Below are 22467 nucleotides of genomic sequence, written 5' to 3'. Positions count from 1 at the left end.
TCAAATGAATAGGGAAACCCGTTTTATTGTTCGTTTCATAAAGAAAAATGTAAAAGCTGATGCTATGAATGAACTGCCCCGTAAATGTTAGACATCAATCTAACTTTTACGGGGCAGTTCAATATAAGCATCGGTTTTTTTATTATTTTAGAGAATAATTTTTGCAGAAAAGCGAAATGCCGCTATAGAAGTATTGTTTTTGACTAATAAAGTAGTATCGTGTTTATTGAGCTTCTATTAAAAGGTGGAGCTAATTTTTCATTTTTCAACAATTTTGCAAAGACTACTTGTATTTTTAATTATTTAGACGATAAAAATAGGACAAATTATTGCAAGATTGTTTTTAGGAGCGGAAGTTATGGAAAATCAAGAAAAGTTAACTCTCTCTATTCAAATAGAAATGCTTCAATTTAACTTAATGCGAATGCGAACAGTAGCGTGGACGTTGATGTATGTAACAGCCATCATTACAATTATTCATTATGGTGAGGTCTTCTTTACAAAAACAGAAAGAGCGATGGTACCAGCTTATATAGGCATTCACATTATATTGTTTTTTATAGATTTAGCGGTGTTATTATTTGTGAAGGAAAAGAGGATTAAGGTTACAACTCTTAATTTACGAAAATACGAATCTATCTTACTAACTTATATCTATACAATATTATTATTAATTACTGTCATAACCGTAATGGACGTTTATTTCTTTAAACATGTGGCTCTTTATGAGGTGCTATTTTTAATGATTTGTACTTTTTTTTCCCTCCCTTTCCGGAAATTTTTTTGGATTTTGTTGTTAACATTACCACCCATTTTGATAAGTGCTTATTTGAGTGTCGGGATATTTAGTGAAAGTATTAAAATATTTTTACCGATGTCCCTTATTATTCCGATGGGGCTAATTATTCAACGTCATACATTTAAAATAAAAAGACAATTTACGAAACAACATATTTTATTACAAGAAGAAATGATAAAATCCAAGAATTTGTCGAAATTATTAGCTGAGAAAAATAATGAACTATCAGAGCAAGCGCTTCGGGACACGTTGACAAATTTGCCTAATCGACGAGCTTTTAATAATAAATTGACACAAATAGGGCAACAACTTAGTAAACCAAAATCATTATCTGTCATGATGATTGATATTGATTTCTTTAAAAATTTAAATGATTATTACGGTCATTTACAAGGTGACGAAGCATTGATTAAAGTGGCAGCTCTATTAGATGAAATTGCAGAAAAGTATAATGCATTTGCAGCGCGGTGGGGAGGCGAAGAATTCGTAATTGTTAGTCAGCATGCCGCAAAGTTTTCAGAGCATGTTTGTGAGGAAATTTTAGAGGAAGTACGCAACTTAAACATTCGTCATGAGCATTCAAAGGTAGCTGATATTGTAACGGTCAGCATCGGAATGTGTCATGCTAAAATCTCGAATAGCGAGCAATTGAAAACATGCTGTGAATTAGCTGATCAAGCACTATACACAGCAAAACAAAACGGTCGTAACAACTTTTACAGCAAAAGTGGAAATTTCGATGAAGGTGTATGTTTACTTTTATAATGTCAGTAAAACGTTGATACAATGCGCTTTCTTGCCTTCCAAGGTTGCTTAATGCATAACGAAAGTGTTACAATATCATTTAGTCAAAAAGAGCCAAGGGGGCATTTCTATGTCAATTGAATTAAACAATGAATTCGGCCAAATTGATATTTCAACAGATGTACTTGCACAAATAGCTGGTGGCGCTGCTGTAGAATGCTACGGTATTGTTGGCATGGCATCTAAACATCAAATTCGTGATGGTCTAACTGATATTTTACGTAAAGAAAATTTTGCAAAAGGTGTTGTTATTCGAAAACAGGACGACGATTTACATATTGATATGTACATTATTGTTAGTTACGGGACAAAAATTTCGGAAGTTGCTTATCAAGTACAATCGAAAGTGAAATATACAGTGGATAAAACATTAGGTATGAGCGTAAAATCTGTCAATATCTTTGTGCAGGGCGTTCGTGTAGCGAATTAAGAGGAGGAACAAAATCGAATGCAGTCTTTAAACGGAATAAAGTTTGCAGAAATGGTGCAAATGGGTGCCCATCACCTATTCCAAAATGCAAATTATGTTGATTCATTAAATGTATTTCCAGTACCAGATGGTGATACAGGAACGAATATGAACTTATCGATGACATCTGGGGCAAAGGAAACGGAGCAATATGCCTCAGAACATATCGGCAAAACAGCTCAAGCTTTATCAAAAGGTTTACTAATGGGAGCACGTGGAAATTCAGGCGTTATTTTATCGCAGTTATTCCGTGGCTTTGGTAAGTCTATCGAAAAAGAAGCGACAATTGATGCCAAGGGCTTTGCGGGTGCCTTCCAAGCAGGCGTAGAAACTGCTTATAAAGCAGTAATGAAGCCGGTTGAAGGAACGATCTTAACAGTTGCACGTGAAGCGGCGAAAAAAGGTGTAGAAGTGGCAGAAACTGAAACCGATATCATTGCGGTGATGGAAGCATTTACTGCTGAAGCACAGGCTTCGTTGCAACGTACGCCTGAACTTCTACCTGTTCTAAAAGAAGTCGGTGTTGTAGATAGTGGCGGTCAGGGTCTTCTATTTGTGTATGAAGGATTTTTAGCATCCTTAAAGGGCGAGCCATTACCGGTGAAAAATGAAGCAACCTTAGATGATTTAATTAATGCAGAACATCATAGAGCACAAGATTTCATGAATACTGTGGATATTGAATTTGGTTATTGTACAGAAATCATGGTACGTTTTGAAGAAGGAAAAGAGCCATTTAGCGAAGAACAATTCCGCAATGAATTAAACCCTCTAGGTGATTCTTTACTCGTTATTTCAGATGAAGAAATTGCAAAAGTGCATATTCATTCTGAACAACCAGGCACTGTTTTAGCAATGGGTCAAAAATATGGAAGTCTTATTAAAATCAAAGTCGACAATATGCGTGAACAGCATTCTGCCATTGTTGGTGAGGATCATAAAGCACCTTCTTCAGCTAAAAAAGCAGAAAAGCACCCATATGCAATTGTAACGATTGCAATGGGCGAGGGAGTTGCTGAATTACTTCGTTCAATTGGTGCCTCTTATGTTATTGAAGGCGGTCAAACAATGAATCCTTCAACTGAAGATATTGTGAAGGCAGTACAAGAAATTGGTGCTGAAAAAGTATTGATTTTACCAAATAACAAAAATATCGTGATGGCAGCAGAACAAGCAGTAGAGCTTTTAGATATAGAAGCGGCTGTAGTGCCAACAAAAACAATCCCTCAAGGTATGGCAGCGATTTTATCGTTTAATCCAGAGGCGGCAGTTGAAATGAACCAAGCAACAATGACAGAAGCCTTTGCAAATGTTAAAACAGGCCAAGTAACTTATGCAGTTCGAGATACATCAATTGATGGTGTGGAAATTCATAAGGACGATTTCATGGCACTTGCCGAAGGTAAAATTGTATTATCTACTCCAGCCTTAAAAGATGCTGCTGAGAAGGTCATTACTGATTTAGTGGATGAAGATGCAGAAATTGTAACAGTCATCTATGGTGAGGATACAACGAAAGAAAACGCCTCAGAATTAGTGAAATTTATTGAAGAGAATTATCCAGAGGTTGAAGTAGAGTTATTTAATGGTAAACAAGGGTTATATCCATATATTATTTCAGTAGAATAATTTCATCTACTTTGCGCATAAGTAGACAAAGCAGTGCACAAGACGTGTACTGCTTTTGTTTATGGTACAAGGAGAATAGGATATAATAAACTATAAAATCAGCTAAGAATAAATGATTTGATGTATGTATCCAGAGGACAACGAATTTAGCAATACTGGAATATAAGCGTTTTGAAATCATTGTGTATATGGAGTAGACAAAAGTAAATCAGTATTTTCATTGTCTAAATTATAGTCGTGTAAATTTTCTGAAAGTTGATAAAGAAGTGCTTTACTTTTATAGTAACTATCAAGCATGATATAAATAAAAAATCGATATTATTATATGGATAGAATAGAGGGGTGTTATTATGAAGTTTACTTCAGTATTTGATATTATTGGACCAGTGATGATTGGGCCTTCTTCTTCTCATACGGCAGGTGCCGCAAGAATTGGACGCGTTGCCAGAGATTTATTTGGAAGACAACCAAAGTGGGCGAAAATCCATTTATATGGTTCATTTGCTGAAACATATAAAGGGCATGGAACAGATGTAGCTTTGGTAGGGGGCTTATTAAATTACGATACATTTGATGAGCGGATCAAAACAGCTTTTGCCGATGCAGAAAAGGCAGGCTTAGATTATGAGTTTATCCCAGAAACAGCAAACATGGAGCATCCGAATACAGCTCGCCTTGTGATTGGCGATGATGAAGGAGAGATGTCTGTCGTTGGTATTTCTATCGGTGGCGGTAAAATTGAAGTGAGTGAGGTTAATGGCTTCAAGCTACGTCTAACAGGTGGCATGCCAGCAATCCTTGTTGTACACGATGATCGTGCTGGTTGTATTGCCAATGTGGCAAATTGCTTAGCGATGCATGCTGTCAACATTGGGCATATGGAGGTTTCTCGTATTGAACGTGGTTTAACGGCCCTTATGGTGATAGAAGTCGATCAAAATATCGAGGAAAAAATATTACAACAAATTTCTTTAATACCACATATATCGAAGGTTTCTAAAATTAATAACTAAGGAGGTATCCCAATATGGACGTATTGTTTCATAATGTTCGTGAACTAGTTGAACGAGCGGAGCAAGAAGGAAAGTTAATTTCTGAAATTATGATTGAGCAGGAAATGTTAATAACTGGACGCACAAGAGAAGAAATTATACAGCAAATGGACACTAATTTAACGGTGATGGAAGAAGCTGTTGAAAGAGGCTTGAAGGGTGTTAAATCTGTAACGGGCTTAACAGGCGGTGACGCAGTATTGCTTCAAGATTATATTGCGCAAGGCAAATCGCTGTCGGGGGATTTATTACTAGACGCAGTGAGTAAAGCGGTTGCAACAAATGAAGTTAATGCGGCAATGGGTACAATTTGTGCCACACCAACTGCAGGCTCTGCTGGTGTTGTACCAGGGACACTGTTTGCAGTGAAGAACAAGCTAAATCCGACACGTGAGCAAATGATTCGTTATTTATTCACATCGGGAGCTTTCGGCTTCGTTGTTGCCAATAACGCTTCGATTTCAGGTGCTGCTGGAGGCTGTCAAGCGGAGGTTGGCTCAGCTGCTGGTATGGCAGCGGCAGCGATTGTAGAGATGGCTGGCGGTACTCCGCAACAATGTTCAGAAGCATTTGCCATTACACTCAAAAATATGCTAGGGCTTGTTTGTGACCCGGTAGCTGGATTAGTAGAGGTTCCTTGTGTTAAGCGAAATGCTATGGGAGCAGCAAATTCACTTGTGGCAGCGGATATGGCGCTTGCAGGGGTCACAAGTCGCATCCCGTGTGACGAAGTGATTGGTGCGATGTATCGCATTGGACAATCTATGAGTCCGAATTTAAAAGAAACTGCACGTGGAGGCCTTGCTGCAACACCAACAGGTAAAGCTATTAGTAAAGCTATTTTTGATAATGGCAATTTAGAAAGTATCAAGTCACTTCAAAAATAAAAATATTCAACACGCCTTCCTAAGGGAGGCGTGTTTTTTTGAGGCAATAGAATTGAATGGCTATCTTACTGAAATTGAAAAGTTATATAATGATATTGAATATATAAAAATGCTTAGTATGATTTGTTCAAAAGTGTTAAACGCAAACAACAATATTATGAAAGCTAAGAGTAATCGTAAGAAAGGGGAAAACTCATATGCTGAAAAATAGTATGGTTATACGAATGACTATAGGTAAAGTACTGGCGGTGAAAAAAATTGGAGGAGCTGTCGTGCAAAGTGACTGATTTAACGAATCCCGTGACTGATTTAAAGGGAATCGGGAAAGAAACAGCAGGACATTTAGAGACGTTGGGCATCGAGACGATCGCGGATTTGTTATGGACGTTTCCGCATCGACATGAGGATTTTCGTTTAAAGGATTTAGCGCAAACACCACATAATGAACGTGTCACTGTTGAGTGTAAAGTGGAACGTGAACCGACAGTATTGTTTTTAGGCCGCAATAAATCTCGATTACAAGTCACGGTGTTGGCAGGCCGTCATTTAGTCAAGGTTGTTTTTTTTAATCAAGGCTATTTGAAGCAGAAGCTTGTACCGGGAGCTATTATAACCGTTACAGGTAAATGGGACCGCGGCAGACAAGTTATCAATGGGACGTCTGTTTCGTTTGGTCCGAAAACAGATCAGGTCGACTTTGAACCTGTTTATAGTCTTAAAGGGTTGATTCCACAAAAGCGTTTTCGTAAATATATGAGACAAGCGCTAGATGAGTTTGGGGCAGAGATACCGGATGCAATTCCGCAGCGTTTACAAGCTGATTATAAGCTTGCTACAATGCGTGATGGGCTTGAGGGAATTCATTTCCCTGTTGATGCAGGACATACAAAGCAGGCTAGAAGACGCTTTGCTTATGAAGAGTTACTAAATTTTCAACTACGTATTCAAGTGTTGCGTAAAATTCGCAAGGATAGTGAGTGCGGTACAGTTATACAGTTTGATTTGCAAAAGTTACGTGCTTTTATTGCATCGTTACCATATGAATTAACAGGTGCACAAAAACGCGTCGTCAATGAAATTTGCAAAGATTTGAAAGAGCCACATCGTATGAACCGCTTACTTCAAGGTGATGTAGGGTCGGGGAAAACTGTTGTTGCGGCAATATGTTTATATGCGGCTGTAACTGCTGGTTTTCAAGGGGCGTTAATGGCGCCGACGGAAATTTTAGCTGAGCAGCATGCTGAAAATTTACAGGAATGGTTTGAGCCATTTGGTGTACGTGTAGCTTTGCTATCAGGATCGACGAAAGCAAAGGAACGTCGTTTACTTTTAGAAGAGCTGGCAAACGGAGACATAGATATTTTAATTGGTACACATGCGCTAATTCAGCCTGATGTCGTTTTTTACAAGCTTGGTTTTGTTATAACAGATGAACAGCATCGTTTTGGTGTAGAGCAGCGTAGAATATTGCGTGATAAAGGAGAAAATCCGGATGTGCTATTTATGACGGCGACTCCAATACCGCGTACACTCGCGATTACAGCGTTTGGAGAAATGGATGTTTCGATGATAGATGAAATGCCAGCGGGGCGCAAACAAATTGAAACACATTGGATGAAAAAAGAGCAATTTGGCTCTGTTATGTCAAAGCTAGAATTAGAGCTTGCTGCTGGTAGACAGGCTTATGCTATTTGTCCACTGATCGAGGAATCAGACAAGCTGGATGTACAAAATGCAGTAGAAATCTATGAACAGCTTGCAGCATATTTTATTGAACGTTATAATGTCGGATTAATGCATGGTCGCCTATCCGCGGATGAAAAAGACGCTGTCATGCGAGCTTTTAGTGAGGGAACTATTCATGTGCTCGTGTCTACAACTGTTGTTGAGGTTGGGGTTAACGTACCGAATGCAACTTTTATGATTATTTATGACGCTGAACGCTTCGGCTTAGCTCAGTTGCATCAGCTACGTGGGCGTGTTGGACGTGGTGAACATCAGTCATATTGTGTGTTGCTAGCAGATCCAAAATCCGATGAAGGTAAAGAACGAATGCAGTCGATGACGGAAACGAATGATGGCTTCCGCCTAGCTGAAAAGGATTTGGAACTACGTGGGCCAGGTGATTTCTTTGGGCGTAAACAAAGTGGTTTGCCTGATTTTAAAGTAGCGGATTTAGTGCACGATTATCGCATACTAGAAACTGCGCGAAAAGATGCAACGGATATGCTTGAGACGGATGCTTTTTGGCATGAGGATGAGTACCAATATTTACGAGAAATGCTTGAAAATTCAGGTGTTTTACAAGGGGACCGCTTCGATTAATTGAATATTTGTTGCTCAATCAAGAATGTGGGCACTTGTTTTTAAAACAAGTCTTGCATTCTTTTTTTATACTCTATATACTGATATTAGTACCAAGTGCTAATAACAACTAAAAAAGGTGGCGAATGATGTTGAGACGAACGAAAAAAGAGCGACAGCGACTATTATCCGAAACGATAGCTGATAATCCATTCGTCACAGATGAACAGCTAGCAACACAGTTTCAGGTTAGTGTCCAAACAATTCGTTTAGATCGTATGGAATTAGCAATTCCAGAATTACGAGAACGAATTAAAGATGTTGCATCGAAAACTTATGAAAATGAAGTGAAATCACTACCGATTGATGAAGTAATCGGAGAAATAATTGATATTGAATTGGATAATCGTGCATTATCTATTTTTGACGTAAAAGAAGAACATGTTTTTCAGCGCAATGGCATCGCACGTGGACATCATTTGTTTGCGCAGGCAAACTCATTAGCGGTAGCAGTTATTGACGACGAACTAGCATTAACAGTACATTCTAACATTACCTTTGTGAAACCTGTTAGAGCTGGAGATCGTGTTATTACAAAAGCAAACGTTATCGGACGTGATGAAAAAAGTCATCGTACAAAAGTAGAATTAACGTCCACTGTTAGCGGTGAAACAGTTTTTGTTGGTGAATTTGATATGTACCGCACGAAAGGTAAAGGTGAACAACAATGAAGTTAGCGCTTGATGGAATGGGTGGAGACAACGCACCAAAATCAGTTGTTGAAGGTGCTTTATTAGCATTAGAGCAAATTCCAAATTTAGAAATTCAATTATATGGTCAGCAGCAAAAGCTTGAACCATTTTTAAAAATACATGATCGATTAACTGTAGTACATTGTGATGAGGTTGTGGAAGGAACAGACGATCCAGCACGCGCTGTTCGTCGTAAAAAGGACTCATCAATGGCACGAATGATGGATGCAGTTGAAGAAGGAAAGGCGAATGCTTGTCTTTCAGCAGGTAATACAGGTGCCTTAATGGCAGGGGGCTTATTTAAAGTAGGACGTATTGAAGGAATTGCTAGACCTGCTCTAGCTACTACACTGCCTACTTTAGATGGTAAGGGCTTTTTAATGCTTGATTTAGGGGCAAATGCAGACGCGCGACCTGAGCATTTATTGCAATATGCGATTATGGGCGATATTTATGCGAAAAAGGTAGGCGGTTTACAAAAGCCACGTATCGGCTTGTTAAATATCGGTACTGAGGATAAAAAAGGAAATGAATTAACGAAGGCAACTTTCGGATTATTAAAAGAAGCGGATTTAAACTTTGTCGGTAACGTTGAAGCGCGAGATTTACTTGAAGGGGTAGCAGATGTTGTTGTAACAGATGGTTTTACAGGTAATATGGTGCTGAAATCGATAGAAGGTACTGCAGGCGCGTTATTTTCAATGCTAAAAGAGGCGTTTATGTCTTCAACAAAAACAAAAATTTCGGCTGCGCTTATGAAAAATAATTTGCGTGACCTAAAAAATAAAATGGACTACACAGAGTACGGTGGTGCTGGCTTGTTTGGTTTACAAGCACCTGTGATTAAGGCACATGGCTCATCCAATGCCAAAGCAATATACAGTGCAATTCGCCAAGCAAATACGATGGTTGAGCATACAGTCATCTCGACGATTACAGATACAGTACGTCACTTAGAAATTGATTAACTTCTTTCAGCGGGTGTCCAAACACCCACTGAAATAGAGGAACTCAGTCTAAGAACGCCACGTCCTGTGGCAACGACTGAGTGACCAACAGTGACCAACATCATGTTGCTGTCGCTTCGCTTTCGCACAGAAAACATTTGTTGGCCTAAAGCCTCCGGCGGATGTCACGGAATCGGAAAGGAGTTCTTAAAAGGATGTTAACCTAAAATCATCGCATCCATGCGATAACGGCTAACTGACCTGCATCGGTAAAAACGCCACGTCCTGTGGCATTACCGAAATGACCGACATCGTGTCGGCCCTCGTGCAGGCCTAAGCACAAAGCCGATTCCGGACGAAATTATGCCGAGGCATAATTGATTAAAAAGGGGATTAATAAAAAATGAAGAAAATAGCATTTATTTTTCCAGGCCAAGGTTCTCAAGTAGTTGGGATGGGGCAAGAGTTTATCGAGAATGCGGCAGAAAGTAAAGCATTTTATGAGCGTGCAAATCAAGCACTTGGCTTTGAGCTATCTAAGCTTATGTTAGAGGGGCCAGCCGAGGAGCTAACATTGACTTACCATGCACAGCCGGCACTCTTAACTACTGGTGTGATGGTTGCAGAAAAATTACGTGCAGCAGGTATTACGCCAAATTATGCAGCTGGACATTCACTTGGAGAATACGGTGCATTAGTAATCGCTGGTGTGCTATCGTTCGAGGATGCAGTTTCTGTTGTGCATAAGCGTGGGCTTTATATGAATGAAGCTGTACCTGCAGGGCAAGGTGCTATGGCAGCTATTCTAGGGATGGATCTTGAGGCACTGCATGAAGTAACTGAAAAAGTATCTGCAGCAGGTGAGCCAGTTCAGGTAGCGAATGTAAACTGTCCAGGGCAAATCGTTATTTCTGGTACAAAAGAAGGCGTTGAAAAGGCTTCTTTAGCGGCAAAAGAAGCTGGTGCAAAACGAGCAATTCCTTTAGTTGTTAGTGGTCCATTCCATTCAGAGTTAATGCGACCATCATCTGAAAAATTAAAAGAAGCGTTGGCTGATTTATCATTATCAGCTCCACAAATCCCTGTAATCGGCAATGTAATGGCGAAAGAATTAGAGGATGTTTCAGCTATTCAACATGAGTTAGTAGAACAAGTATATAGCGCCGTGCAATGGGAGGCATCTGTGCGTGAAATAATTGCACAAGGTGTGGATGTCTTTATTGAGTGTGGACCAGGCAAAGTATTAAGTGGATTAGTGAAAAAAATCGATCGATCTGTTACGACATACTGTGTTTATGATGAAGCATCATTGGAGGCTGTACTAGAAGCGGCGAAGGAGTGGACAATTAATGCGTAAATTAGAAGGTAAAGTAGCGGTTGTAACAGGTGCTTCTCGGGGAATAGGACGATCTATTGCATTAAAGCTTGCTGATGCGGGTGCTAAAGTTGTCGTAAACTACAGCGGGTCACAGGCGAAGGCAGAAGAAGTTGTCGCGACGATTCAAGAGAATGGCGGAGAGGCTATAGCCATTCAAGCGAGTGTTTCCAAAACAGAGGAAGTTACAGCATTAATGGATGCAGCGGTGAAAACATTCGGCTCGCTTGATATTTTAGTAAATAATGCGGGTATTACACGTGATAACTTGTTAATGCGTATGAAAGAAGATGAATGGGACGATGTGTTAGATACGAACCTAAAAGGTGTTTTCCTTTGTACGAAAGCAGTATCACGTCAAATGATGAAGCAACGTGCAGGCCGTATCATCAATATTTCATCGATTGTCGGTGTAGCTGGTAATGCAGGGCAAGCTAATTACGTAGCTGCAAAAGCAGGGGTTATTGGGCTAACTAAAACAACTGCAAAGGAATTAGCATCACGTAATATTTTAGTAAATGCGATTGCACCAGGCTTTATAGAAACTGAAATGACTGAACAACTACCAGAAGATCTAAAGCAAGGCATGCTTACGCAAATTCCTCTAGCAAAACTTGGGCAGCCTGAGGATATCGCAAAGGCAGTAGCTTTTCTAGCTTCAGATGATGCTAACTATATGACAGGTCAAACGTTACATATAGATGGCGGCATGGTAATGTAATTTCAATTAGTCATAGATAATGATTTTTTTGTATAATCATTTGAGGGGAGGTGAATGTTTTGTCTACAGTATTAGAACGCGTAACAAAAGTAATCGTGGACCGTTTAGGTGTTGAAGAAAGTGAAGTTACTCTAGAAGCTTCTTTCCGTGATGATTTAGGTGCTGACTCATTAGACGTAGTTGAGCTTGTAATGGAGCTTGAAGACGAATTCGATATGGAAATTTCTGATGAAGATGCTGAAAAAATCTCAACAGTTGGTTCTGCAATTTCATACATCGAAAGTAAAATAAACTAATTCCTTTAACTTTATTTAGCAGAAATTAATCACCTCTATCGGTGCTGACATGAATGCGGTCATTATACAATAAATGTTTATGATTGAATAAAGTTAAAGCCTTTGGCAAAAAAGTACTCCTGCTTTTTTTATGAGAAAAGCAGATACTTTGCTGAGGTGTATTTAAAAAGGGGGCGAAATGGTTCGTATTAGCGAACTGTGAACGTCCTCTTTTTTATTTTGGAAAATAAAATTTAATGCTGCCTCGGTATAATTTTTGTGACACCCGCTGAAAGTAGTTAAAAAAAATTTCCAAAACATTGTATTTAAGCCGAAATACTTTTGCATAAATGCCTTGAAAAAGGTACACTTAAACGGTAGAAACTATTAGGAAGGCAGATTGTTCAATGGCTATGAAAAGAAAAGGAACTATGCAGAAATCTGGCGTGCTTCCTGAAAAAGTACGCAATCAATTCGAGCTTTTACAGCATGAATTAAATATCACATTTATTAATAAAAATTTATTGTATCAAGCATTCACGCATTCATCTTATGTGAATGAGCATCGCCGTAAACTGTTTACGGATAATGAGCGTCTTGAATTTTTAGGAGACGCAGTACTTGAACTGTCTGTTTCTAAATATCTTTTTGAGAAATACCCTCATATGAGTGAGGGTGAGCTGACGAAGCTACGAGCATCCATAGTATGTGAGCCGTCACTTGTTATCTTTGCAAATGAATTAGGCTTTGGTCGCTTTGTATTACTTGGAAAAGGTGAGGAATTAACAGGTGGACGGGAACGCCCAGCACTACTTGCAGATGTATTTGAGTCATTTGTAGGTGCCCTTTATTTAGATCAAGGCTTACAAACGGTTGTGTGCTTTTTAGAACGAATCGTATTCCCGAAAGTAGAAGACGGTGCTTTTTCGCATGTGATGGATTTTAAAAGCCAATTGCAAGAAATGGTACAGCAAACAAATAACGGCCTTCTTTATTATGAAATTATTGATGAAAAGGGTCCTGCACATAACCGTACCTTTGTATCGAGCGTACTATTAAATGGGCAGGAGCTTGGTATTGGTCGTGGGAAATCAAAAAAAGAAGCCGAGCAGCAAGCTGCGCAATGTGCAATGCGTTCAATGCGTGAGCAAACTGCAAAAGAGGAGGCTTAATAGATGTTCCTAAAACGACTCGAAGTGATTGGCTTTAAATCTTTTGCGGAGCGCATTGGAATTGATTTTGTACCTGGTGTTACAGCAGTGGTTGGACCAAATGGCAGTGGAAAAAGTAATGTCATTGATGCCGTTCGTTGGGTACTTGGGGAGCAATCGGCAAAGTCGTTACGTGGGGCAAAGATGGAGGATGTTATTTTTGCTGGCAGTGACTCACGTAAGCCACTAAACTTTGCAGAGGTAACATTAATTTTAGATAACACAGATGAACAGCTTGCTTTTTCATATACAGAAGTCAGCGTAACAAGACGCGTATACCGTTCAGGTGATAGTGAATATTTACTAAATAACCAGCAGTGTCGCCTGAAGGATATTACGGACTTGTTTATGGACTCAGGACTTGGGAAAGAGGCATTCTCCATTATTTCACAAGGCCGTGTCGATGAAATTTTAAATAGCCGACCTGATGACCGTCGCTCAATTTTTGAAGAGGCAGCTGGCGTGTTAAAGTATAAACTAAGAAAGAAAAAGGCAGAACATAAGCTTGTTGAAACAGATGAAAATTTGTATCGTGTTTTAGATATTTTACATGAGTTAGATAGTCGTCTGGAGCCGTTAGAAATTCAGGCATCAAGTGCAAGAGATTATGTGCAAATGTCAACAGAGTTAAAGGATTTTGATATCGCTATCCTTGTGCACGATTTAAAAAATTGTGCACAATCTTTGCATGCTCTGAAAGCTGAGTACACAGAGCTATATGAAACAGAGCAAAAACAAGCTCATCATATTTCTTCGATAGAAAAGCAAACTGTAAGTATTCGTAAGCTTTTAAAAGAGCTAGATGACTTTTTGGATACGACTCAGGCTGAGTTTGTTAATGCAACGATGGAGGTAGAGCGTTGGGATGGTCGTAAAGCGTTAATGGCTGAAAAGCGACAAAATGCTTCGAATCAACTACTTCAATTGAATACGGCATTACAAGAAGCAAAAGGTGAGGTTGAGGCTCTTATAGCTCAAGAGCAAGAGAAAAAAGAATTGTTCATTGAAAAACAGCAAGAAGTATCAGAGCTGAAACAAAGCATTAAGCAATTAGAACAATCTTTAAATCGCTCAGTTTCTGAAATTGAACAAGAAATTGAAGAACAAAAAAACCGATATATCGACTCCTTAAACGAAGAAGCAACAGTTAAAAATGAATTAAAAAATATTGAACAACAGTTAGTGCAGCAAAAAGCGATGGCGACAAGAATGTCAGATCAAACTGATGAAATCGGGCAGGAGCTTGCGCAAATTCTAGCTGAAAAAGAGAAGCTAGTTGTTGCTCATACTACAACATCTAACGAATTGCAGGGAAAACTTGAGCAATATGAAGCATTGCAAATACAGTTGAAGAACGTCAATGTATCATTTAATGAAAAGCAAGATATGCTTTATAAAGCTTATCAGCATCAGCAGCAACTAAAAGCTAGAAAAGATACGCTAGCTGAGCTTGAAGCGGATTTTTCAGGCTTTTTCCATGGAGTAAAAGAAGTATTATTAGCACGTGATAAAGGTGAACTAGCTGGGATTGAAGGAGCCGTTGCTGAGTTAATTCAAGTGGATGGGAAATATTCTCTGGCTATCGAAACAGCATTAGGGGCAGCCTCTCAGCATATAGTGACAACTGATGAGCGATATGCTCAACAGGCAATTCAGTGGTTAAAACAAAAGAGAGCTGGACGGGCAACATTTTTACCTAAAACAGTTATCAAGTCACGGAAGATTAATCTATCTACGATTCAGCTAGCTACTGAGCACCCGGCATTTGTTAAAATGGCTGATGCACTTGTAACGTTTGATGAAGACAACCGCACAATTGTTGAGAGCCTTCTTGGCAATGTCATCGTTGCATCAAGTTTAGAAGGTGCAAGTCAAATTGCTCGATTATGTGGGTTTAGATATCGTGTTGTAACACTTGAAGGTGATATCGTCAATGCAGGCGGTTCATTAACTGGTGGTGCAATGAAACAACAATCTTCACTCTTTACAAGAAAAGCGGAATTAGATGGTTTAATAGTAAAGCTAGAATCGTTAGAAGCGTCTATTTATAGTGCTGAACAGGCTGTCTCAACTGAAAAAGAGAAGCTTGCAACCTTGCGAGACAAAGTAGATCAATTGAAGCTTGACGGTGAGCAACTACGAAAAGATGAAATGCAACAGGCGAGTCGTATACGCGAACTAGAGGTTGGCGAGAAAAGCTTATCTGCACGAGTATCTTTTGCATCTAATGAAACACAAGATGTAAAAACACGCGAAGAAGCATTGTTAGCTCAAAAGGAAGCGGCTACGGAGCGATTAACGACATTAGCAACAGAACTGTTAGAGATAAATGAAACAGTGGAACAACTAAGTAAGGTGAAGCTACAAAGTGAATCGGAGAAAGATGTACTTCGTGAGCAGTCAGCAGAAAAACGCTCGCAGTTAGCGGTAATGCAGGAGCAAATGTCACAAGTACAAATTGCTACAGCAGAGTTAGCCCTACAATTAAACAAAGCTCGTCAAAAAGTCGATAATATTTCTCAGGAAATAATCTGGCTTCAATCAGATGAATCGACAAAACTTTTAAGCGATGAAGAAGTGGCTGAGCAGGTTGCTACGTGGAAAGCGAGAAGAGATTCGCTGCAAGACACGATTTCACAGAAAAAAGATGAAAAAATAGCACATCAACAAGAGCTTACTACTTTAGAAGAACAGCTGAAAGAATTGCAACGTACACATAAAGGCTACCTTGAAGCGATACGTGCAAATGAATTGAAGCGAAGTCGCGTAGAATTTGAAATCAATAATTTCAATGAACAGCTAGAAGAAAACTATCAGCTAACATTTGAGGAAGCTGAGGAGCTTGCCCTTGCAATTGAAGATGAAGAGCATATGCGACGTCGAGTGAAATTACTGAAGAAATCTATAGAGGAGCTAGGTCCTGTTAATTTGAGCGCCATTGAGGAATACGATCGCGTACTTGAACGCCATTCATTTTTAACAGAGCAGCGTGAGGATTTACTTGCTGCACAGGAAACATTACATGAGGCTATTAAAGAAATGGATGAAGAAATGACGCTGCGATTTAGCGAAACTTTCTATGCCATTCGAGAGCAATTTAAACGTGTATTCCGTGAGTTGTTTGGTGGAGGACAGGCAGATTTAGTGTTATTAGATCCTCAAAACCTGCTAGAAACAGGTATAGAAATTGTAGCACAACCACCAGGCAAAAAATTGCAAAATCTAAGCTTGCTTTCAGGTGGTGAACGTGCACTAACTGCAATCGCTTTATTATTCTCCATCCTAAATATTCGACCTGTACCATTTTGTATTCTCGATGAGGTAGAGGCGGCTTTAGACGAGGCAAATGTTGTTCGTTATAGCCAATATTTGAAGAAATTTAGCCGTGACACGCAATTTATTGTGATCACACATCGTAAAGGAACGATGGAGGGAGCGGATGTGTTGTATGGTATTACAATGCAGGAATCTGGCGTATCTAAACTTGTATCAGTAAAATTGGAAGATGAACCCGTACTTGCGGAGCAAAGGAGCGAACAAGCATGAGTTTTTTTAAACGTTTAAAAGATAAATTGATGGGCAATGAGGATGAAAAAGTAGCAGCGATCAATGAAGAAGAAGCTGCTGAACAGAAGCAAGACGAAGCACAAGGCGAAGCAACAGAGCCTGCTCAAATTGGAGAAACTGTAGATGAAATAGAAAAAGTTGAGGAAGTTTCTGTAACGGAAAGCCCAATTGAAACAGAAATTCCTGTAGCAATAGAAGATCAAGAGCAACAAGAAGTACAAGAGGTCGCAATAGTGGAAGAACCTGTAGAGGAGAAAAAACCTTCTGCATGGTCTATTACACAAAAGTTCAAAGCTGGACTTGAAAAAACGCGTAATTCATTTACTTCTAAAGTAAACGACTTAGTTGCGCGTTATCGAAAAGTGGACGAAGATTTCTTTGAAGAATTAGAAGACTTATTATTACAGGCAGACGTTGGCTTTGAAACAGTAATGGAGCTAATGGACAAATTACGCTTCGAGGTTCAGCGTAAAAATATCAAAGATACAAACGGTATTCAAACGCTTATTTCTGAAAAACTTGTGGAAATTTATGAGCAAGGAGAAGCGGATTTAATCGACCTTAATATGCAACCTAAAGGTGAACTTACTGTAATTTTATTCGTCGGGGTAAACGGTGTTGGGAAAACGACAACAATCGGTAAACTAGCCCATCGTTTAAAATCACAAGGTAAAACAGTCGTTTTAGCGGCAGGTGATACTTTCCGTGCTGGTGCCATCGATCAATTACAAGTTTGGGGAGACCGTGTAGGCTGTGAAGTGATTAAACAATCGGAAGGCTCAGATCCAGCGGCAGTTATGTATGATGCAATTCGTGCGGCGAAAAACCGTAATGCAGATGTATTAATTTGTGATACAGCAGGGCGCTTACAAAACAAAGTAAACTTAATGAATGAGCTTGAAAAAGTTCATCGAGTAATCTCTCGAGAGGTACCGAATGCTCCGCATGAAGTACTATTAGCTTTAGATGCAACAACAGGTCAAAATGCACTTGTTCAAGCACAAACATTTAAGGAAGCTACAAATGTAACAGGGATCGTTTTAACAAAGCTTGACGGCACTGCAAAAGGTGGTATTGTTCTTGCTATTCGAAATAAATTACACATTCCTGTGAAGTTTGTTGGTCTTGGTGAAAAAATGGATGATTTACAACCATTTGATGCGGAGCGCTATGTGTATGGCTTATTTGCTGATGGTTTAGATAAAGAATTACAAAATAGTGAGGATTAACAGCTCACAAGTAGTTTGAAGCGCTCGTCTGTAAACAGGTGAATCGCATTGTTTAAAAGGGAAATACTAGCTATAGGTGAAAAACGCCTAAAAAGCAGTTAATTAAAGCTTTTAGACAAGGAGATTACCTTGACACAGACGGGCGCTTTTCGTTATGATACAAATGACTAATAACGGGAGGAGAAACATTCGATGCTACTTGAAAAAACAACACGCATGAACTTTCTCTTCGACTTTTATCAAGCATTATTAACAGATAAGCAACGAAGTTATATGGAACTCTATTATTTAGATGATCACTCACTTGGAGAGATCGCTGAATCGTATGGAGTTTCACGCCAAGCTGTTTATGATAATATTCGTCGAACAGAAGCGATGCTTGAAGAATATGAAGAAAAACTATGTTTACTTGAAAAATTTCAACAACGTACAAAAATGCTTGCGCAGCTAACAACAGGGATGACAGAACAAAGTATGACAGTAGAAGAGCAGCTAACGCTTATAGAACAGTTGAAAGAATGGGATTAGGAGGCGAAAGCAATGGCTTTTGAAGGATTAGCGGAACGACTCCAAGGAACGATCCAAAAGATTAAAGGTAAAGGTAAAGTATCGGAACAAGACGTTAAAGAAATGATGCGAGAAGTCCGATTTGCTTTAATCGAGGCGGATGTTAACTTAAAAGTAGTCAAAGAATTCGTTAAAAAGGTCAGTGAACGTGCTGTCGGTGTAGATGTTATGCAAAGTTTAACACCAGGTCAGCAAGTTATTAAAATCGTACAAGAAGAATTAACAGAATTAATGGGTGGCGAGCAAAGCCCAATTAAATTTAATACCAAGCCACCAACTGTTATTATGATGGTCGGCTTACAAGGTGCAGGTAAAACGACAACTACTGGTAAATTGGCAAATGTGTTACGTAAAAAATATAATCGTAAGCCATTACTAGTTGCTGCAGACGTTTATCGTCCAGCGGCTGTTCAGCAGTTACAAACATTAGGAAAGCAGTTATCCCTACCTGTTTTTGCGTTAGGAACCGATGTATCTCCAGTAGAAATTGCACGTCAGGCAATTGAATTGGCAAAAGAAGAACATCATGATGTCGTTATTATCGATACAGCTGGGCGCTTGCATATCGATGAAGATTTAATGCAAGAATTAAAAGATATTCGTGCATTAAAAGAGCCGGATGAAGTATTCCTAGTTGTAGATGCTATGACAGGTCAGGATGCTGTCAACGTGGCAGAAAGCTTTAATGAAGCAGTCGGTATTACAGGAGTTGTTTTAACAAAGCTTGATGGTGATACACGTGGTGGTGCGGCGCTATCAATTCGTTCCGTTACACAGAAGCCGATTAAGTTTGTTGGTATGGGTGAGAAGATGGATGCGCTGGAACCTTTCCATCCAGAGCGTATGGCTTCTCGAATATTAGGAATGGGTGACGTTTTATCACTTATTGAAAAGGCTCAGGCAAATGTTGACGAAGCAAAGGCTAAAGAACTAGAGGAAAAATTTAAAACCCAGACCTTTACGTTCGATGATTTCGTTGAACAATTGCAACAAGTGAAAAAAATGGGTCCACTTGAAGACATTTTGAAAATGTTACCAGGTGCCGGCAAAATCAAAGGCTTAGACAATGTTAAAGTGGATGATAAGCAAATGGGTCGCGTAGAAGCGATTATTTATTCGATGACACCTGCTGAAAAGACGAATCCAGAAATTATTAACGGTAGCCGTAAAAAGCGTATAGCGAAGGGTTCTGGGACATCAATTCAAGAGGTAAACCGTCTATTGAAGCAATTTGAAGAAATGAAAAAAATGATGAAGCAAATGACAGGCATGGCGAGTGGCAAAGGCAAGAAAAAGATGAAACTACCAGGCTTCGATTCATTGTTTAAATAATAATTTATAGGTGTTAAGAAAAAACACTTTACAAACAACCTAAACATTGATAATATACTATCTTGTGTGAAACTTATTCGGAGGTGCTATTAAAATGGCAGTTAAAATTCGCTTAAAACGTATGGGAGCTAAAAAATCTCCTTTCTATCGTATCGTAGTTGCAGACGCTCGTTCACCACGTGACGGTCGTTCAATCGAAACAGTTGGTACTTACAACCCACTTACTCAACCAGCTACTGTAAACATCGATGAAGAGAAAGCTCTTAAATGGTTAACTGACGGTGCAAAACCATCAGATACAGTGCGTAACTTGTTCTCAGAACAAGGTATCATGGAAAAATTCCATAACCAAAAATTCAGTAAATAATCGGGGGCGACGTCTTTGAAGCAGCTGATTGAAGCAATCGTTTTACCGTTAGTCGATTATCCAGAAGAAGTTCGTATAGAGACGGATGAAAATGCAAATCGAATTGTTTATAAACTTTTTGTTCATCCAGAGGATCGAGGGAAAGTCATAGGCAAGCAAGGGCGAGTAGCGAAAGCGATTCGTACAATTGTTTATTCAGCGGCGGGTAGTCACCATCAAAAAAAGACCTACGTCGATATATTGGATTGATAGAAAAGATTTTCACGCTCTTTTACATGCAACAAGCACAGGAGAGTTCCTGATCGGTATGTTTACATGCTCTTAGGAATTCAAAGTGGCTCTGAGGTAAAGCGTAAAATCTGGACTAAAAGGAAGGAGCTTGCCGGTTCCTTCCTTTTTTCATTATCATAATTATATTGAGAGGTAATTGAACATAATGACATTGAGGAAGACTGGTCAACGTCTTAGCTATAACACCGTCCATCAAAAGTTAATCTGCTTCTTTAGGTGAAAGTGAGAGATGGTTACTTTTGATCTGGCTAGCTAGTAGCTTGACGTGGATGAGTTTGTTTAGCATTTTTATCTTCATTCAGCATAAGTCTCCCACCTCTTAAGATGGTGAGATGAATGAGGATGTGATTCCTTTTCAGTGGATGTCAAACACCCGCTGAAATAGAGGAACTCAGTTTAAGAACGCCACGTCCTGTGGCAATGACTGAGTGACCAACATCACGTTGGCCCAAAGCCTCCGGCGGATGTCACGGATTTTGAAAGGAATGAATAAAGGATGTTAGCCTAAAACCTTCGCATCCTGCGAAAACGGCTAACTGACCTGCATCGTGCAGGCCTAGGCACAATTCAAAATCCGGACGCAATTACGCCAAGGCGAAATTGATACGAGGTGAGATTTGAATGGAATGGTTTAATGTAGGTCGTATTGTCAATACGCATGGTATTCGTGGTGAGGTGCGTATATTATCAACAACAGATTTTGAAGAAAAGCGCTTCGCAGTAGGAAATAAGCTTGCGGCGTTTAAGAAAGACGATAAAAAGCCAACATGGGTAACAATTGAATCAATGCGTCGTCATAAAAACTTCATTTTATTAACTTTTGAAGGAATGTATAACATCAATTTTGTGGAGCCTTTCAAAGAAGGCATGCTCAAAATTACGAAGGATCAAATGTCAGATGATTTATTAGAGGCAAATGAATATTACTTCCATGATATAATTGGCTGTTCAGTTGTTTCTGAAGAAGGCGAAACAATCGGAGCAGTGACAGACATTCTTCAAACAGGTGCAAATGATGTGTGGGTAGTCAAAGGCGCTAAAAAAGAGCATTATATCCCGTATATCGAAGACATCGTTAAGGAAATTAATATTGATGAGAAGAAAATTGTGATATACGTAATGGAAGGCCTGTTATGATAAATATTCATGTGTTAAGCTTATTTCCTGATATGTTTACAGGCGTCTTTGGAGCATCCATATTAAAGAAAGCTCAGGAAAAAGGTGCTGTAAATCTGGAAGTAACTGATCTCCGTGGATTTTCGGGTAACAAGCATAATCAAGTAGATGATTACCCGTATGGTGGAGGAGCGGGAATGGTGTTAAAACCAGAGCCGATGTTTAGCGCTGTCGAGGCTATTACTGAAGGAAAAAATCCTCGTATCATTTTGATGTGTCCACAAGGTGAGCGCTTTACTCAAAAAAAGGCAGAAGAGCTAGCGAAAGAAAAAGAACTAGTATTTTTATGTGGTCATTACGAAGGTTATGATGAACGTATTCGTCAGCATCTTGTCACAGACGAGATTTCAATTGGAGACTTCGTATTAACTGGTGGAGAGCTAGGGGCTATGACGGTCATAGATAGCGTTGTACGACTTCTACCGGGGGTTTTAGGACAAGAGGATTCTCACATACAAGATTCGTTCTCAACGGGTCTTCTAGAGCACCCACATTATACACGCCCTGCTGAATTTCGCGGAATGAAAGTACCTGATGTTTTACTATCGGGCAATCATGCAAAGATTGATCAGTGGCGTGCGGAAGAATCTTTGAAAAGAACATTCGAGCGTCGTCCTGATTTACTCGATAATTATCCATTAACTGACAAGCAAAAATTGTATGTAGAAAAACTTAAAAACAACAATAAAGATACTTGATTGCTATCTATATTT

At 39.3% G+C, this 22467-nt stretch carries 20 protein-coding genes; all 20 read left to right on the top strand.

Going from position 1 to position 22467, the window contains the following annotated elements:
- Window positions 1-358: 358 nt before the first annotated feature.
- The gene (locus ACIQLB_RS04035) at window positions 359-1564 is read left to right on the top strand and encodes a GGDEF domain-containing protein (protein WP_400721206.1); all 1206 of its coding nucleotides are present in this window, start codon (window positions 359-361) and stop codon (window positions 1562-1564) included.
- Between the two features lie 109 nt (window positions 1565-1673).
- Entirely contained in the window at window positions 1674-2033 is a 360-nt protein-coding gene (locus ACIQLB_RS04030; RefSeq protein ID WP_053483333.1) for an Asp23/Gls24 family envelope stress response protein, read from the top strand.
- An 18-nt stretch (window positions 2034-2051) separates the two neighbouring features.
- On the top strand, window positions 2052-3701 hold the full coding sequence (locus ACIQLB_RS04025) for a DAK2 domain-containing protein (protein ID WP_400721202.1): 1650 nt from the start codon (window positions 2052-2054) through the stop codon (window positions 3699-3701).
- A 350-nt stretch (window positions 3702-4051) separates the two neighbouring features.
- Window positions 4052-4714 carry an L-serine ammonia-lyase, iron-sulfur-dependent subunit beta gene (sdaAB, locus tag ACIQLB_RS04020; protein WP_400721199.1) on the top strand — a complete coding sequence of 221 codons (663 nt, stop codon included), beginning with the start codon at window positions 4052-4054 and terminating at the stop codon, window positions 4712-4714.
- Between the two features lie 14 nt (window positions 4715-4728).
- On the top strand, window positions 4729-5640 hold the full coding sequence (gene sdaAA / locus ACIQLB_RS04015) for an L-serine ammonia-lyase, iron-sulfur-dependent, subunit alpha (protein WP_400721197.1): 912 nt from the start codon (window positions 4729-4731) through the stop codon (window positions 5638-5640).
- A 279-nt stretch (window positions 5641-5919) separates the two neighbouring features.
- Window positions 5920-7965 carry an ATP-dependent DNA helicase RecG gene (gene recG, locus ACIQLB_RS04010; RefSeq protein ID WP_400721194.1) on the top strand — a complete coding sequence of 682 codons (2046 nt, stop codon included), beginning with the start codon at window positions 5920-5922 and terminating at the stop codon, window positions 7963-7965.
- A 131-nt stretch (window positions 7966-8096) separates the two neighbouring features.
- Window positions 8097-8675, top strand: a complete 579-nt coding sequence (fapR, locus tag ACIQLB_RS04005) for a transcription factor FapR (RefSeq protein ID WP_400721687.1) — start codon at window positions 8097-8099, stop codon at window positions 8673-8675.
- A complete protein-coding gene (gene plsX / locus ACIQLB_RS04000) occupies window positions 8672-9664 on the top strand; it encodes a phosphate acyltransferase PlsX (protein WP_400721191.1) in 993 nt (330 codons plus the stop codon). The genes fapR and plsX overlap by 4 nt, the downstream gene beginning before the upstream one ends.
- A 382-nt stretch (window positions 9665-10046) precedes the next feature.
- Window positions 10047-11000: an ACP S-malonyltransferase gene (gene fabD / locus ACIQLB_RS03995; RefSeq protein ID WP_400721188.1), complete on the top strand. Its 954-nt coding sequence runs from the start codon at window positions 10047-10049 to the stop codon at window positions 10998-11000.
- Complete coding sequence (fabG, locus tag ACIQLB_RS03990) at window positions 10993-11739, top strand: 3-oxoacyl-[acyl-carrier-protein] reductase (RefSeq protein ID WP_400721184.1); 747 nt, start codon at window positions 10993-10995, stop codon at window positions 11737-11739. The genes fabD and fabG overlap by 8 nt, the downstream gene beginning before the upstream one ends.
- Window positions 11740-11798: 59 nt before the next feature.
- On the top strand, window positions 11799-12035 hold the full coding sequence (gene acpP / locus ACIQLB_RS03985; RefSeq protein WP_008181678.1) for an acyl carrier protein: 237 nt from the start codon (window positions 11799-11801) through the stop codon (window positions 12033-12035).
- Between the two features lie 386 nt (window positions 12036-12421).
- Window positions 12422-13186: a ribonuclease III gene (gene rnc / locus ACIQLB_RS03980; protein ID WP_400721181.1), complete on the top strand. Its 765-nt coding sequence runs from the start codon at window positions 12422-12424 to the stop codon at window positions 13184-13186.
- A 3-nt stretch (window positions 13187-13189) separates the two neighbouring features.
- Window positions 13190-16771, top strand: a complete 3582-nt coding sequence (smc, locus tag ACIQLB_RS03975) for a chromosome segregation protein SMC (RefSeq protein WP_400721178.1) — start codon at window positions 13190-13192, stop codon at window positions 16769-16771.
- On the top strand, window positions 16768-18021 hold the full coding sequence (gene ftsY, locus ACIQLB_RS03970; protein ID WP_400721175.1) for a signal recognition particle-docking protein FtsY: 1254 nt from the start codon (window positions 16768-16770) through the stop codon (window positions 18019-18021). Before smc ends, ftsY begins: the two co-directional genes overlap by 4 nt.
- Window positions 18022-18213: 192 nt before the next feature.
- Window positions 18214-18549 (top strand): putative DNA-binding protein, encoded by a 336-nt coding sequence (locus ACIQLB_RS03965; protein WP_400721172.1) that lies wholly within the window; start codon window positions 18214-18216, stop codon window positions 18547-18549.
- 12 nt (window positions 18550-18561) lie between these two features.
- Complete coding sequence (gene ffh, locus ACIQLB_RS03960; protein WP_400721169.1) at window positions 18562-19920, top strand: signal recognition particle protein; 1359 nt, start codon at window positions 18562-18564, stop codon at window positions 19918-19920.
- Window positions 19921-20014: 94 nt separating this feature from the next.
- Window positions 20015-20287, top strand: coding sequence for a 30S ribosomal protein S16 (gene rpsP, locus ACIQLB_RS03955; protein WP_053483320.1), 273 nt, complete (start codon window positions 20015-20017; stop codon window positions 20285-20287).
- Between the two features lie 15 nt (window positions 20288-20302).
- Window positions 20303-20536, top strand: coding sequence for a KH domain-containing protein (locus ACIQLB_RS03950; protein ID WP_004269410.1), 234 nt, complete (start codon window positions 20303-20305; stop codon window positions 20534-20536).
- A 663-nt stretch (window positions 20537-21199) separates the two neighbouring features.
- On the top strand, window positions 21200-21715 hold the full coding sequence (rimM, locus tag ACIQLB_RS03945) for a ribosome maturation factor RimM (protein ID WP_400721162.1): 516 nt from the start codon (window positions 21200-21202) through the stop codon (window positions 21713-21715).
- Window positions 21712-22452 (top strand): tRNA (guanosine(37)-N1)-methyltransferase TrmD, encoded by a 741-nt coding sequence (gene trmD / locus ACIQLB_RS03940; RefSeq protein ID WP_400721159.1) that lies wholly within the window; start codon window positions 21712-21714, stop codon window positions 22450-22452. The genes rimM and trmD overlap by 4 nt, the downstream gene beginning before the upstream one ends.
- The last annotated feature ends 15 nt before the right edge of the window (window positions 22453-22467 follow it).

This window comes from Lysinibacillus sp. NPDC092081 (assembly GCF_044755845.1).
GTDB lineage: Bacteria > Bacillota > Bacilli > Bacillales_A > Planococcaceae > Lysinibacillus.
Note: the sequence above shows the minus strand (reverse complement) of the source record. Positions and strands in the feature narration are given on the sequence as shown.

What these genes read in the sequence shown, in the direction of transcription:
- fabD (WP_400721188.1), top strand. Translation starts at nt 10,047, where the DNA reads ATGAAGAAAATAGCATTTATTTTTCCAGGCCAAGGTTCTCAAGTAGTT.
- ACIQLB_RS04025 (WP_400721202.1), top strand. Translation starts at nt 2,052, where the DNA reads ATGCAGTCTTTAAACGGAATAAAGTTTGCAGAAATGGTGCAAATGGGT.
- rimM (WP_400721162.1), top strand. Translation starts at nt 21,200, where the DNA reads ATGGAATGGTTTAATGTAGGTCGTATTGTCAATACGCATGGTATTCGT.
- rnc (WP_400721181.1), top strand. Translation starts at nt 12,422, where the DNA reads ATGGCTATGAAAAGAAAAGGAACTATGCAGAAATCTGGCGTGCTTCCT.
- ACIQLB_RS03965 (WP_400721172.1), top strand. Translation starts at nt 18,214, where the DNA reads ATGCTACTTGAAAAAACAACACGCATGAACTTTCTCTTCGACTTTTAT.
- smc (WP_400721178.1), top strand. Translation starts at nt 13,190, where the DNA reads ATGTTCCTAAAACGACTCGAAGTGATTGGCTTTAAATCTTTTGCGGAG.
- ACIQLB_RS04035 (WP_400721206.1), top strand. Translation starts at nt 359, where the DNA reads ATGGAAAATCAAGAAAAGTTAACTCTCTCTATTCAAATAGAAATGCTT.
- ftsY (WP_400721175.1), top strand. Translation starts at nt 16,768, where the DNA reads ATGAGTTTTTTTAAACGTTTAAAAGATAAATTGATGGGCAATGAGGAT.
- trmD (WP_400721159.1), top strand. Translation starts at nt 21,712, where the DNA reads ATGATAAATATTCATGTGTTAAGCTTATTTCCTGATATGTTTACAGGC.
- rpsP (WP_053483320.1), top strand. Translation starts at nt 20,015, where the DNA reads ATGGCAGTTAAAATTCGCTTAAAACGTATGGGAGCTAAAAAATCTCCT.
- ffh (WP_400721169.1), top strand. Translation starts at nt 18,562, where the DNA reads ATGGCTTTTGAAGGATTAGCGGAACGACTCCAAGGAACGATCCAAAAG.
- plsX (WP_400721191.1), top strand. Translation starts at nt 8,672, where the DNA reads ATGAAGTTAGCGCTTGATGGAATGGGTGGAGACAACGCACCAAAATCA.
- sdaAA (WP_400721197.1), top strand. Translation starts at nt 4,729, where the DNA reads ATGGACGTATTGTTTCATAATGTTCGTGAACTAGTTGAACGAGCGGAG.
- fabG (WP_400721184.1), top strand. Translation starts at nt 10,993, where the DNA reads ATGCGTAAATTAGAAGGTAAAGTAGCGGTTGTAACAGGTGCTTCTCGG.
- sdaAB (WP_400721199.1), top strand. Translation starts at nt 4,052, where the DNA reads ATGAAGTTTACTTCAGTATTTGATATTATTGGACCAGTGATGATTGGG.
- ACIQLB_RS04030 (WP_053483333.1), top strand. Translation starts at nt 1,674, where the DNA reads ATGTCAATTGAATTAAACAATGAATTCGGCCAAATTGATATTTCAACA.